The sequence below is a fragment of the Sphingomonas sp. TX0543 genome (assembly GCF_048565505.1).
Taxonomy (GTDB): domain Bacteria; phylum Pseudomonadota; class Alphaproteobacteria; order Sphingomonadales; family Sphingomonadaceae; genus Sphingomonas.
The window spans coordinates 34712-48249 of the sequence record NZ_JBLZUS010000004.1 but is presented as its reverse complement, the minus strand read 5'-3'; the positions used below and the strand labels follow the sequence as shown (position 1 = coordinate 48249).

The 13538-nt window shown below is 61.9% G+C and carries 12 protein-coding genes and 1 pseudogene; all 13 read right to left on the bottom strand.

The annotated features are described in order from the left end of the window. Positions 1-71: 71 nt before the first annotated feature. A pseudogene (locus ACM61V_RS19800) lies at positions 72-737 on the bottom strand (DUF1045 domain-containing protein); the annotation flags it as partial. Further along, positions 734-1447, bottom strand: coding sequence for a phosphonate C-P lyase system protein PhnL (gene phnL / locus ACM61V_RS19795; protein WP_124811480.1), 714 nt, complete (start codon positions 1445-1447; stop codon positions 734-736). The pseudogene ACM61V_RS19800 and the gene phnL, both read right to left, overlap by 4 nt. 13 nt (positions 1448-1460) lie before the next feature. Further along, positions 1461-2255 (bottom strand): phosphonate C-P lyase system protein PhnK, encoded by a 795-nt coding sequence (phnK, locus tag ACM61V_RS19790; protein WP_124811481.1) that lies wholly within the window; start codon positions 2253-2255, stop codon positions 1461-1463. Next, on the bottom strand, positions 2252-3145 hold the full coding sequence (locus tag ACM61V_RS19785; protein ID WP_124811482.1) for an alpha-D-ribose 1-methylphosphonate 5-phosphate C-P-lyase PhnJ: 894 nt from the start codon (positions 3143-3145) through the stop codon (positions 2252-2254). The genes phnK and ACM61V_RS19785 overlap by 4 nt, the downstream gene beginning before the upstream one ends. Further along, a complete protein-coding gene (locus tag ACM61V_RS19780; protein ID WP_124811483.1) occupies positions 3142-4251 on the bottom strand; it encodes a carbon-phosphorus lyase complex subunit PhnI in 1110 nt (369 codons plus the stop codon). The genes ACM61V_RS19785 and ACM61V_RS19780 overlap by 4 nt, the downstream gene beginning before the upstream one ends. 1 nt (position 4252) lies before the next feature. Beyond that, positions 4253-4870, bottom strand: coding sequence for a phosphonate C-P lyase system protein PhnH (phnH, locus tag ACM61V_RS19775; RefSeq protein ID WP_124811484.1), 618 nt, complete (start codon positions 4868-4870; stop codon positions 4253-4255). Then, entirely contained in the window at positions 4867-5343 is a 477-nt protein-coding gene (gene phnG, locus ACM61V_RS19770) for a phosphonate C-P lyase system protein PhnG (RefSeq protein ID WP_124811485.1), read from the bottom strand. The genes phnH and phnG overlap by 4 nt, the downstream gene beginning before the upstream one ends. Positions 5344-5394: 51 nt before the next feature. Continuing rightward, positions 5395-6537 carry an alpha-D-ribose 1-methylphosphonate 5-triphosphate diphosphatase gene (locus ACM61V_RS19765; protein WP_124811486.1) on the bottom strand — a complete coding sequence of 381 codons (1143 nt, stop codon included), beginning with the start codon at positions 6535-6537 and terminating at the stop codon, positions 5395-5397. A gap of 43 nt (positions 6538-6580) precedes the next feature. Next, entirely contained in the window at positions 6581-7414 is an 834-nt protein-coding gene (locus ACM61V_RS19760; RefSeq protein WP_198356566.1) for an IS5 family transposase, read from the bottom strand. 143 nt (positions 7415-7557) lie between these two features. Next, positions 7558-8658 carry an isopenicillin N synthase family dioxygenase gene (locus ACM61V_RS19755; RefSeq protein ID WP_419713683.1) on the bottom strand — a complete coding sequence of 367 codons (1101 nt, stop codon included), beginning with the start codon at positions 8656-8658 and terminating at the stop codon, positions 7558-7560. Positions 8659-8681: 23 nt separating this feature from the next. Continuing rightward, complete coding sequence (locus ACM61V_RS19750) at positions 8682-9536, bottom strand: phosphodiesterase (RefSeq protein WP_124811530.1); 855 nt, start codon at positions 9534-9536, stop codon at positions 8682-8684. 14 nt (positions 9537-9550) lie between these two features. Further along, positions 9551-10687: a cobalamin-independent methionine synthase II family protein gene (locus ACM61V_RS19745; protein WP_419713684.1), complete on the bottom strand. Its 1137-nt coding sequence runs from the start codon at positions 10685-10687 to the stop codon at positions 9551-9553. A gap of 184 nt (positions 10688-10871) precedes the next feature. Further along, positions 10872-13274: a TonB-dependent receptor gene (locus tag ACM61V_RS19740; RefSeq protein WP_419713685.1), complete on the bottom strand. Its 2403-nt coding sequence runs from the start codon at positions 13272-13274 to the stop codon at positions 10872-10874. Between the last annotated feature and the right edge of the window lie 264 nt (positions 13275-13538).

Genomic DNA, 13538 nt, shown 5'->3' with positions numbered 1-13538 from the left:
CTTGCCGACGCCGCTGGGGCCGACGACCAGTAGGAGGCGCCCAGGTCTCGCAAGCCTGCTCCCAACTGGAAATAGGATCGGACGTGAAAGTCGGCCCCGGGCTCGCTCTCTTCGAACAGGGCGAGTGCATCGATGAGTATCCCGTTTCTCGCCAGAGCGTCGAACCGGTCCCGTAGTTCCGGCTCAATGCTTGACGCCTCCTCCCCGGTGACACGGTTCGACAGCGTCATATGGAAGCGAAAGCGCTCGAACACATAGGGATAGCCCCAGCGTTCGAGATGGGCCGTTTCAACGTCGTCGAGATCAGCTTGCTTGCGCCGAGCAAGCTCATCATCCGTCGGTGGCGCGCGAAAGCCATCAAAGGCGCCGACGACTGCGCCAGCAAAGTCGTTTAACGCGGGGCAAGGCGCATCGGGCACGAGAGCGTAGAAGCCACCGATCTGTTCCAGGCGAAGTGGCACAACCGGGAACGGGCGATGGGTTGCTGCGAACCGTGCAACGGCGGCTTCGAAATCCTCGATCCGCGCTTCAGGGGCCAGTCGAAACGGGGCCTTGAGCGTTGCGTGAAAACCGTATCGACGGGGCTCGGTCGTAAGGCTGGCATCGCGATGGACGATGGCGGGGGTATTAGCGGGGTCGAAAGCATCGCGGCCCAGCCACGCGACGGCGGCCTGTGTCAGTGGGTGGTCCACTGGCGGCGTAAAGTAGATCGCGTAGCGGGGCTGGACTACCGTCATGCCGCGACCTCGGAAAGACGCTTGCTCGCCTGACCCACCTCGAACAGGCGATCGGCGACGGCATCACGCACTTCCTCATCGTGGAAGATCCCGACCACCGCAGCGCCGCGTGCTTTGGCTTCGCGAATGAGCGCAGCGACCGTCTTGCGGTTCGCGGCATCGAGCGATGCCGTTGGCTCGTCCAGAAGCAGGACCGGGTACTCAACGACAAATCCGCGGGCAATGTTCACGCGCTGCTGCTCGCCTCCCGAGAAGGTCGCTGGTGCCAACGACCAGAGACGTTCGGGAATGTTGAGCCGAGAGAGCAGCGATTTTGCCCGGCGGGTCGCTTCGTCCTTGTCAACACCGGCCGCGCGCGCTGGCTCCGTAACGACGTCCAGAGTGGACACGCGCGGGATCACCCTCAGGAACTGGCTGACGTAGCCGATCGTACGACGGCGAAGCTCAACGATTTCCCAAGGCTGCGCCGCCACCAGGTCGATCGCCCGATCGTCGGCGGCGATCAGGATTTCGCCAGCGTCGAGCTTGTAATTCGCGTAGAGGGAACGCAGCAGGGTCGACTTGCCGGCGCCCGAAGGACCGTGGAGGCAAACGCATTCGCCAGCAGAAACGTCGAAAGCGACATCGTTGAAAACGGGTATTTGCACACCGCCCTGGGTGTGAAGAGTGAAAGTCTTGGTAAGGCCACGGGCCTGGAGCAGGACGCTCATGGTGGTGATCTCCTCAGGCCTGAAGCACAGATGAAACGAGCAGCTGGGTGTACGGATGGTGGGGATCGTCGAGGACCTGATCGGTCAGCCCCTGCTCGATGACCCGGCCACGCTGCATCACCATCAGTCGATCGGCAAGCAGGCGAACGACCGCAAGGTCATGTGTGACCAGGATCACAGCGACCCCGATTTCCCGGACAAGCCCGCGCAGGAGGTCGAGCAGACGAGCCTGCACGGAAACATCAAGGCCCCCGGTTGGCTCGTCCATGAAGACGAGCCGTGGCTGCGTGACGAGGTTTCTGGCGATCTGCAGGCGCTGCTGCATGCCGCCGGAGAAGAACATCGGCTTGTCGTTGGTCCGGGAAAGGTCGATCTCAACCTTGGTCAGCCAGTCCTGCGCTTCCTCGCGGATGTCGCCGTAATGACGATTGCCCACCGCCATTAGCCGTTCGCCGATGTTGCCTCCCGCGCTGATGTCCATGCGCAAACCGTCACGCGCGTGCTGGTGGACCATGCCCCAGTCCGTCCGGGCCAGACGGCGACGCTCTGGCTCGGACAGCCCGAGCACATCGGTCGGGCCCCGGTCCTTGACATCGTAGGTGATCGTCCCCGCATCGGGGGTGAGGCGGCCGGAAAGGCAGCCCAGGAGAGTGGACTTGCCCGAGCCGGACTCGCCGACGATGCCGAGAACTTCGCCGGGGTAGAGGGCGAAGGAAATATCCTCGCACCCGATCTGGCCGCCGTAGGACTTCGAAAGATTGGAGACTTCGAACAGCGCTCGGCGCTTGTGTTCAGCTGCACCGGTCATCGTACGTTCTCCTCGATGGAAACAGGCATATCGGTCTGACGCGCCTGACGTTCGTTGCAGAAATCGGTGTCCGAACACACGAACATGCGTGAGCCCTTGTCGTCGGTGATGATCTCATCGAGATAGCTTTCGGAGGAGCCGCAGAGCGAGCAGCTTCCCTCCCACTGCTGCACCTCGAAGGGATAGTCGTCGAAATCGAGGCTTCGGACCGAGGTGTAAGGCGGGACCGCGTAGATGCGGCGTTCGCGACCAGCGCCGAACAGCTGGATCGCCGGGTTCATTTCCATTTTCGGATTGTCGAACTTGGGAATGGGTGACGGTGCCATGAGATGGCGGCCATTTGCGATCGTAGGGTAGTCGTAGCTGCGCGTGATACGCCCGTAGTGGGCAATATCCTCGAACAGGGTGACCTGCATGGCGCCATATTCTGCGTAGGCGTGCATCTTGCGCACTTCGGTCTCGCGAGGCTCGATCATGCGCAGTGGCTCGGGCTGCGGAACCTGGTAGACGATGAGCTGCTCTTCGCGCAGCGGCGTTTCCGGGATGCGGTGGCGGGTCTGAACGATGGTTGCTTCATCGACCTTGTCGGTGACGGCAACGTCGGTGACGGTCTCGAAGAAGCGTCGGATCGACACCGCATTCACGGTATCGTCAGCGCCCTGGTCGATAACCTTCAGGCGGTCTTCAGGACCGATCACTGCGGCGGTGATCTGCATGCCGCCCGTACCCCAGCCATAGGCGAGCGGCATCTCGCGCCCTCCGAACGGCACCTGGTAGCCGGGAATGGAGAGAGCTTTTATCAGCGAACGTCGGATCATTCGCTTTGTCTGTTCATCGAGGTAGGCGAAGTTGTAGCCTTCGCCTTCGATTTCGTGGGTGCGCGCGGTCATTGCGCCGGTTCCTTGTTTTCGCTGGTGCTGGTTCGCGCGGCGTCGCGCTCGGCGCGCAGTTGGCGGACCAGCTGGATCTCAGCCTGGAAGTCAACATAGTGGGGCAGCTTCAGGTGCGATACGAAGCCGCTCGCCTCGACGTTGTCGGCATGCGAAAGGACGAATTCCTCGTCCTGCGCCGGGTAGCGGACGCTCTCGCCGAATTCAGGGGCCCGCAGGGCCCGGTCTACCAGAGCCATGGACATGGCTTTGCGTTCGCAGTGGCCGAAAGCGAGACCGTAACCGCGTGAAAACTGCGGAGGGACAGTCTCGCTGCCCTGGAACTGGTTGACCATCTGGCATTCGGTCACGGTGACTTCGGCTACCGCCACCGGGAAGCCAAGCTCCTCCGGCACGATCTCGACCAGAATTTCGCCAAGGCGCATCTCGCCGACGAAGGGGTGAGCGTTGCCGTATCCTCGCATCGTCGAATAGGCGAGGCCGAGCAGCATGCCCTCATCAGCGCGTGCGAGGCTCTGAAGGCGTTGGTCGCGGCCAGCGGGGAACGACATCGGTTCGCGTGTCAGATCGAAGACGTCATCCTGAGGCACCGGGATTTCCGGCTCGATGATGCCTTCCCCGTCCAGCACGTCGATTACCCGCGGGACAACCTGATCGAGCGGTTCATCGGCAAGGACAGCTGTTTCCGGATCACCCTCGGCGGCGAGTGCGAAGTCCAGCAGACGGTGGGTGTAGTCGTAGGTTGGTCCCAGCACCTGGCCGCCGGGGATATCCTTGAAGATCGCAGACACGCGACGTCGGACGGCCATTGCCGCTGTATCGACCGCTTCCGAGGTCGCGATACGCGGCAGGGTCGTGCGGTATGCGCGCAACAGGAATACCGCCTCGACCGTATCGCCTCGCGCCTGCTTCAGCGCGAGCGCCGCGAGTTCGCGGTCGTAGATGGAGCCTTCCGTCATTACTCGGTCGACCGCGAGATCGAGCTGCTCGCTGATCTGGTCGAGGCCAAGTTCGTTGACGTCAGGGGAACCCCGGCGGGTTTCGGCGATCAGCCGGTGGGAGTTGCGGATGGCCTGCTCGCCACCCTTTACGGCCACATAAGCCATGTCAGATCTCCACGGTAATGGTACGCGGCAGACCGACCATCGCGCTGCCGCATGTGAAGAAGATGTCGACGCCGGCGGGATAGAGCTCCCGGTTGAGATCCCAGTCCGACCAGAAGCTGTCCGGCAGGCCATCGATGGCGACCGATCGCTCCCCCTTGATACCCGGCCCGCGCCAGGTCCGTGGCGGCCCCTGATCGAGTGAGGAGACCTGGATAATCAGGGTCGTCGAACGATCAGGATATTCGTCAGTCCCCTGAGCAAAGGCGGTCAGGCCGGGCATTTCAGAAGGATCGGAAACGACCGCAAACCGCGCAACGTCGGCCTCCCCACTGACCGGGACTCCCGTGTGGAACCCAAGCCAGGTCCTGACTGCTTCTCCCGCAGCCGACGGAGCGAGCCAAACGGAGGTTTCGCCATCGAGCAATGTCAGCGCCAGTGCGCCGGTCGCGCTGGAGAGCGGCTCGGGAGCTTGCTGGTTCTGATCGAGCGTGATGACGCGCCCCGGATAGGCGGTCGCCGTCATGATCGCGCGGAATGTCGCCTGGGAGTCGAAGACCGGATCGGCGAAGCCTGGCAGGAGGCTTGCACTTGCGGGCGGGGTGAAGGCGTGCTGTGTCATGACAGGTTGTCTCCGCGAACCATCGTGAAGAACTCGACTTTGGTTGCTGCGGCCTTGCGGCTCGCGAGAAGGCGACGGTCGCTTTCGACCTTGCGCAGCGGCTCGATCACCTGTTCGAGCAAGGTCGCTTGCAACTCATGCTGCTGAAGGCGTGCATCAAGCAGAGCAGCCAGTTCCGCCTGCCTGCGGCTGCGGCCCGAAGCATAGCCGTGTCCGACAGCCCCGTCGGGCAGGCGCACCGAGCAACGCGTGACCGTCATTTCGCCAAGGTTGAACTGCGCGCCGGTGCCACCGGCCCGGCCGCGGACCATGACCAGTCCGACGTGCGGAGCGCGAAGCCATTCGAAATCCACGTCGGCAAGATGAGCAGCGGCCAGATTTTCCACGTCGTCGGCACGGGCGCGCGAGAGGATGCCGATCCAATCCGCGCGCGCGGTATCCGCACCGGTCCCTTGAGGTAGGGCGTTTTCCATCGTTGAGAATTCCATCGAGAAAGGAAGTGCTGGGAGTCCTGCTCCCACGGATCACAGGATGCGTCGGCCACCGATCCAGATGTTTCGGATCACTGGCAGGCCATCGACCACCCGGACGCGCAAAAGATCGGCACGAAGGCTAGGAGCGATGGAGCCGCGATCGTCGAAACGAAGCGCCTGTGCGGGTGCCAGCGAGCCCATCGCGACCACCTTGGCCAGGTCGAAGCCCATGCCAGCCAGCTTGAAGATGGCCTGCAGCATGCTCGAGGGCACATAGTCCGAGCTAAGGATGTCGACGAGACCGGCGTGCGCAAGTTCGATTGCGCTGACATTGCCCGAGTGGGACTTGCCAAGAACGACGTTTGGCGCGCCCATGACGTTCTTCATCCCATGATCGTGAGCGCGCTGGGCCGCTTCGAGCGTGGTCGGAAACTCGCAGATACCCACGCCGTACGTGTGCGACTGGTCGACATCCTCGACAGTGGTATCGTCATGGCTCGCCAGGGGCAGGCCATGAAGGGCAGCCTCTGCAAGGATTGCATCGCGGCTACGGGGGGTATGGGTCTGCTGGTTGTTCCGGCAGACTTCGAGATGCGCTGCAAACTCTTCATCATTCCAGACCCGCGCATGCTTTTTGCGGTAGTATTCGCGGTAGATGTCCAGGTTGCGCCATTGGCGCTGGCCGGGCGTGTGATCCATGAGGCTGATGAGGCGGACGGTTGGGTCTGCCAGCCTGCCTCTCGCAAACTCGAGGACACCGGGATCGGCAAGCTCGCAGCGCAAGTGAAGGTAGTGCTCAGCCTTCAGCAAGCCGGCGTCGCGCGCCGCTTTCAGACTGCTGATCGCTCCGTCAAGCATGGCTGCACGGGCACCATCGCCATCGTAGTCGCCGAGCGCGAGTGAATCGACAACCGTGGTGATACCGGCGCCGAGGAGTTCCCAGTCGTGCGTCAGAACCGATCCGATCGGGAACGGCCAGGTCACGCGAGGGCGCGGACGGAAGTGGCGCTCGATATTGTCGGTGTGAAGGTCGATCAGCCCCGGCAGCAAGAAGTCGCCTTCCAGGTCTTCGCCCGGGACTGCGAGTGTCGCCTCTGGTTCGACGGCAGCGATTTGCGCGCCGTCAAGGCGGATGCTGCCCGTGACGACGCGGTCGGCCAGAACCAGTTGGGCGTTTGTGAGCAGATCAGCCATTCAAGGGGCCTTTCGAGACCTTAGAGCCCGATTCAAAAGTTTCTCAATGGTTTGAGAATGTTGCGATCCTGCGGGTGAGCATGCGGATGCTGGCCACGGTGGCCCATGCGGTGGAGCTTTCGATGGATCGCTCCCAGTCTTTGGCCAGACGGCGGCACCGGCCCAGCCATGCGAATGTGCGTTCGACCACCCATCGGCGCGGCAAGATCTCGAAGCCTTTGGCGGTATCCGATCGCTTGATGATTTCGAGCGTCCACCTGCCGTGGCCCTTGAGCGCGTCCTTGAGTTTGCTGCCTGCATAGCCGCCATCGGCGAAGACGTGCCGCAGCCAGGGGAACCGGAAGCGGACGGCTTTGAGGACATCGGGCGCGCCATCGCGATCCTGGATGTCGGCGGCATGGACGAGGATGAAGATCAAAAATCCGCAGGTGTCGGTGAGGATGTGCCGCTTGCGGCCCTTGATCTTCTTGCCCGCATCGTAGCCGGAAACGCCGCCGCTTTCCGTCGTTTTGACCGACTGGCTGTCGATCACGCCCGCCGTCGGGCTCGCCTCCCGGCCAACCTGCTGGCGCGCTGTCATCGCCAGAAGATGGTTGATTGTCGTGAGCAGGCCACTGTCCCGCCAGCCGTAGAAATAACCGCGCACTGTCGAGATCGGTGGAAAGCATTTGGGCAACATGCGCCATGCACAACCGCTCGACGCTATGTACAAGATCGCGTCCATCACCGCGCGCAGGCGCGTTGTCCGCGGCCGCCCACCACTGCGAGCCGGTGGCAACAAAGGCTCGATCAGCGCCCATTCCCCGTCGCGTAAATCGCTTGGGTAGCCCGGCCCATTGCGCATATGCTGCCGCCGGGCGGTATCAGTCCAGGCCATGTGCTTCTCCATTCGTCTCGACAACGACGGTGAATCACATCCTGCTGATATCGCTCAACTACTTTCCGCTCGGGCTCTTAGGGAGACAACTTGCATTCAGCGTCTCTGCGAATGCAAACGAAAGCGTGATTGAACCTAGATGTCTAGACATCATTAACCCCATGGGTTTGCGTTGCCTTAGCGCTTGTGGCGGCATCGGGATCGATCAGGTCACCGTAATGGGCCCGCGCAACATCGGGATGCGAACGGATACGCGACTTCAGGTGGTTCTCACCGACGCTGCGGAACAGCGGGTTGGCCGGGTCAGAGCTCACGCCGCGGGCGACCGCCTTGAGTTCGGGCGGGAGGTCGATGAGAGGGATATGTCCTTCGTGGCTGGCACCAAGAAAGAACGGGATGGAGTACCGAACGATTCCGGAAGGCGGTGTCACCGCTGCATGGACGTCTGCGCGCACGAAACCATCCGTTGCAAGCTCGAGCAATTCCCCGGTGTTCACGACAAAGGTGCCCGGGATCGGTGGTGCTTCGACCCAGCTGCCATCCTGGCGCTGGACACGGAGACCCTCGGTGCTGTCCTGGAGCAGGATCGTCACGAGACCGCCGTCCTTGTGCGCCCCGACGCCCTGTTCAGAGCGGGCCACATCACGGCCGGGATAGCGAACGATCTTCAGGTGCTGACGCGGAGCCGATTTGTAGAGCGGCTCGAAAGCACCTTCCGGTTGCCCGAGAGCAAGTGCGATGGCTTTCAGCAAATCGATCGCGACGCGGGTCACTTCGGCCTGGTACGTCGTGATGATCGGCTTCAGGCTGGGCATTGCCGAGGGCCACTGGTTAGGGCCAATCGTCCGCTTCCATGCGGGCGTGTCCGGACCAATCTCGGCGAAGTCCTCCTCGCGGTCGAAATCGACCTGCTCGCGCCAATCCTGTCGGCCGCCGGTCAGTTCACCGCCGATACGGGTGTAGCCGCGGAATTGGGCCGATTTGACGATGTCGATTTCGAGCTTGGCCTCGCGCGGCAAGGCAAAGAACATCCTCGATGCCGTCAGGGCCTGCGAGATGAGGTCGGGCCTGACGCCGTGACCACGAAGATAGAAAAAGCCATGATCGAAAAGGATCTCGCGCAATTCGCCGACCAGCTGCTGACGGTCCTCCTGGCTGCCATACAGGAGTGACAGATCAAGGAAGGGCAACTGGCTCGTCGACACAGCTTCCGCCGACGTGAACTCGTTGGTGCGCTGGAGCACCGGATCGGGGAGTTGGGTGACAGTCACTGGGCGTTGTCCGTGATGCGGGTCTCGCGCGGCGCCATACGAACGACCTGCTGCTCCACGGGGAGGTCTGGATCGTACATGTACTTCGGGCTGGCATCGAGAAAGTCGTGGGTGTGAACGATGACGGCTCCGCCTTGCAGGAATGCGATGGCATAGGCCGGCGGCTCCATGCTGCAGGGGATGCCGCGCTCGATGGTGAAGTCGAGCCAGAGTTGGTGGTTGAGGCCGCGCAGGGTAGTGAAGGGAATGCCGCGCCAGCTCCCTGCGATCGGCCGGTGCACGTGGCCGAAGAAGATGTGCCGGATATCGTGTCCTTCAAGCACCTTTGCAAAGGCGTCCGGATCCTCGAGCATGATCTCGTCGACCGCGCGCAGGTTCACGGGCAGCGGATGGTGATGCATGAACAGGTAGCATGGACGACCCGCTGCCTCTTCAAGCCGCGCCTTCAGCCATGCCTGTCGCTTTGCGCAATAGGCGCCTGCGTGCCCGGTCGCCTTCTTGGTGTCGAGGAACAGGAGGCGCCCGGCGTCGGTGTCGATGAAAGACTGAACGAAACCATCTGCGTCGGTTGGCTCTTCGGGAAACACCTGGAGAAACTCGTCACGGGCGTCGTGATTGCCGATAACCAGGCGGACGGGCACCGGCAGCGCTTCTAGCGCTTCTCGCAGGCGGATGTATGCGCCGTGCTCGCCATGATGGGCCAGGTCGCCGGTAATGACACACAAGTCGGCATCAGCGTGGTTGGCAGCGATATCGGCGATGCAGGCCTCAAGCCGCACGCCGGGATCGTTTTCGAACAGACTTCGCCCTTTGGGAACAAGGTGCAAATCCGTAATCTGGATGATTTTCATCTTACGGGTCTCGCTCAGCGCCACAGGCGGCGCGAGGCGATCTCGGCGCCCTGAACCATCGCTTCGAGCTTACGCCAGCCAATTGCCGGATCGACGGTATGGAAGGAGGCGAAGCTTGCAAACCCGCAGTCTGTACCGGCGATCACGCGTTCGCGGCCCACCAGATTGGCGTATTGCTCGATACGCTGCGCCACCACTTCCGGGTGCTCGATATAGTTCGTGCAGGTGTCGATGACGCCAGGCACGATCACCTTGTCCTCGGGAAGCGGCGTCTCCTTGAACAGGCTCCATTCGTGGGAATGGCGCGGGTTGGCCGCTTCGAGCAGGATCGCCATCGGCTTGGCGGTCACGATCAGGTCGAAGATTTCGTGCAGGTCGATGTCGTGGTGGTGGGGCGATTCGTAGTTACCCCAGCACAAGTGCAGACGCAGACGGTCGGCCGGAATGTCGCGCAGGGCGTGGTTGAGCACTTCGACGTGAAGTGCGACTTCCTTACGGAAGTCCGCGACTTCCATCGGCTGCGCGCGGAAATGCCGGCCAAGCGCGAGTTCGGGACAGTCGATCTGAAGGAGAAGGCCGGAGGCGACGATGGCGTCGTACTCCCGCTTCATCGTGTCTGCGAGCGCGTAGAGGTATTCCTCCTGCGTCGCGTAAAACTTATTGGGCATGTAATGCGCCATGATGCCTGGCGAAGAGGCATTCATGAACGCGTCCTCAACCGCGACGCCTTCAAGCGCGGCCTTCAGGTTGTTGATGTCGGACGCGACATGCTCATCGCCATGATAGGAGAGCGGGCCGACGCAGGCCGGGGTCTTGATTTCCATCACGATCTTGCTGGCGAACTCGGGGAATTCGGTGAGCTCGGACAGGGCCAGCGGGTGATCGACGCCGGTGAGGCCGGTCATGCGGTCACGCGCATAAGTTGCATAGGCGTATTTGCTCATCTCGCCGTCGTCGACGATGGAGATGCCAAGATCGGCCTGCCGCTTCACCACGTCGCGAACCGCAGTCGTGATTTCATCGGGCATCGCGTCAAGCGATGCGGCGTCGAGTTCGCCGCGTTCGCGTGCCAGCAGCTTGGCTTCCAGGCTTGCCGGACGCGGCAAGCTGCCAACATGGGTGGTGAGAATGCGATCGGTGCTGATCTTCATGTCATACTCCTGAGCATTTTGCAGACCTGTTCCTGAGCAACCCGGCAGGTCTTCGCGCTTGTGCGCTCACTGTGAACGTTTTGATCGACCAGCGCCCATTGCGAGATCATGCTTAGCAAATCTGGGCGGCAATCGGGTTAAGAGGTCGGATCGACAAGCGCCGATCCGACCGTGATTATTGAACTTAGAACCGCTTCGATGCCGACATGCCGATCGTGCGGGGCCGGAAGGTGGTGTCAGTGAAGAGATCCGATCCCACCAGGTCCTGGTAGCGGCCAAGTGCCGGATGGGCGTTCAGCGCGTTGGTCATGAAGAGCGCGATATCGACGTTCTGCCAGTTCACGCCTGCACGCAGGTTGAGCTGGTTAGTCGCCGGGTTTGCCGGGATGTCGGGCTTGTAGAGCACCGGCGATGCCGGGTTCTGCGAGTTGAACGGTCCCGGATTACGGCTGTGGAAGACATCTTCTGCACGCAGATAGCCATCGATGTCGCCGGGCAGGACGAAGGTATATTCCGCGGTGGCGCGCAGGTCCCAGGGCGAATTGACCCAGGGCGGTGAGCCGATGACATCGCCCTTGGTGTTCAGGATGACGCCGTACTGCTCGATCGTCTCCTTCATGCGGGTGCCCGTGTAGCTGGCGGACACGCCCAGCTTGAACGCGTCGGTCACCTTGGCATTGAGGGTGAGATTGAAGCCGTTGACCTCAGCCTTGCCGGCGTTGGTCGTGTAGGTGTAGCCGCAGGTCGGGATATAGACACCCTGCTGGATGTCGTTCCAGTCGATATGGAAGGCGTTGGCGTCCACGCCCAGACGGCCGCCGAACAGCTTGCCCTTCAGACCGGCTTCGTAGCTCCAGACCGAATCCGCCTTGAAGGAGGCCGGCTGCGAGGGAACCGGGCAGCCAACGCCGCCCTCTTCGGTCTGCAGCGGGATCGGGATGTTGGTGCCGCCGACGCGGTAGCCCTTGCCGGCCGATGCATAGAGCATGAGGTTCGGGCTGGCATGATAGGTCACGCCCACCTTGGGGGTGAATGGCTTCTCGTGGTTCTTGCCGCTCGAAACCGGGAACAGGCCGCCGGTCCAGTAGCCGCTCTGCTCCTGGTAGAAGCTCGATTTGGTGCTCGCGATACGAGCGCCTGCCGTCAGCGTCAGGCCCTTGACCACTTCCCAATCGACCTGACCGAAACCTGCGATCTGCTTGTCGTAGGAGTAGAGGCTGCCGGTGAACTCGGACACGTAGGGATCCATGCCGAGGTAGGCTGAATAATACGGGTCGATCGAAACGTGGGTGTCGTGCTGGGTGCTGTCGGAGTAGAATGCACCAACGGTCCACTTTAGCGCAGCATCCGGGTTCGAGGAGGAAAGACGCACTTCCTGCGTGAACTGGTGCAGCGAGGTGGTGACATCCTTCCAGGCCGCGTCGGTTTGGCGCGCGGGATAGGCGAGGCCCATCGGGTTGCCATAACCGACAGTTACCGCGCCATAGAAGCTGGTGATGTCAGCGAGCACGCTGCCCTTGCGGTCGAGGTACGAGCTGACCGAGGTCAACGTAACACCGCCTAAATCGGCTTCGAGCTTCAGCGAGGGAAGCACGAACTGATCTTGGTTAGGCTGACGCAGAAGACGCCCGTTCTTGAACTTGCCTTCGCTCGGATCGGAAAGGTACTCGTAGTACGAAGCGCTGTCGTTCGTATTGACCTTCTGGAAGTAGATCGACGGCGTGATCTTCAGCCACTCCGTCGGTGCTGCTGTCACTGCAGCGCGAAGCGCATAGGAGTCGGAGAAATTCGAGTTCGCCTGCACGGTCTTCAGGTTGAACGGATCGACCCGGTCGATGTAACCGCCGTCGTGGCGATACCAACCGCTGACCCGGAACCCGAGCTTGTCATTGACAATGGGCCCGCCGAGCGCGGCGCCGGCTTCGTAGCTTGGGCTGCCGCCCTGCGTGAACGAGAGCTCGGTACGCGCCATACCCGTGTAATGATCGAGACCGGGCTCAGGGCTGATGAAGCGCAGCGCACCGCCTTCTGCGCCTGCGCCAAACAGCGTGCCCTGGGGGCCGCGGTCGACTTCGACGTGATCCACATCGAACATCAGGGGCAGAGGATTGCCGAAGCCCGAAATCCACGTGGCACGCGCCTGGATCGGGGTATCGTCGATATAGATACCGGTCGTGGAGTGACCGACGGACGAGTTGATGCCCCGGATGGCGATGTTGGTCAGCGCACCGCCGCCATAGTATCCGGCCGACTTGTCGAACTGGACGCCCGGCGTCATCTGGGCGAGGTCGGACACGCTGCGGATGGCTGATTTTTCCAGCGCTTCGGGATTGTAGGCCTCGACGCTGATAGGCACCTTCGAGATCTCTTCACGGCGCTTGGTTGCCGTCACGACGATATCGGAGCCATCGCTGTCAGCGGCGGCTTCGTCTGCGATGGCTGGCTGAGCGCAAATGCCAAGAGCCACGATGCAGGCCGCGCCAAGGAGGCTGGCGCGACGGGCGCCGAAAACTCGTTCGGATGAATAGTGCGACTTATTTGTGGTGGAGTCGTAGCGCTCCAGCAATTCGGTTGCGGAAACAGTCATTTGAACCCTCGTGAAATCCATGTTTGAACCGATTGGTCCGCGCAGCTGACCGTGCCCCCGGCCCGCCCCGGCCTGCGCGCCGGGACATCCCTGAAACATTCGAATGTCCCGCTAGTGTTGGATTATGATAGTTTCACGACATGGGGAAAAATTCATCCGAATGATTTGACGATCGCAGGTCAGACGTTCGCAAAAGTCCGCAGATTTCCGCGAGTTTTACCAGCCAACCTTCGACGAACAACTAAAGGTCCGTGATCGATGTCG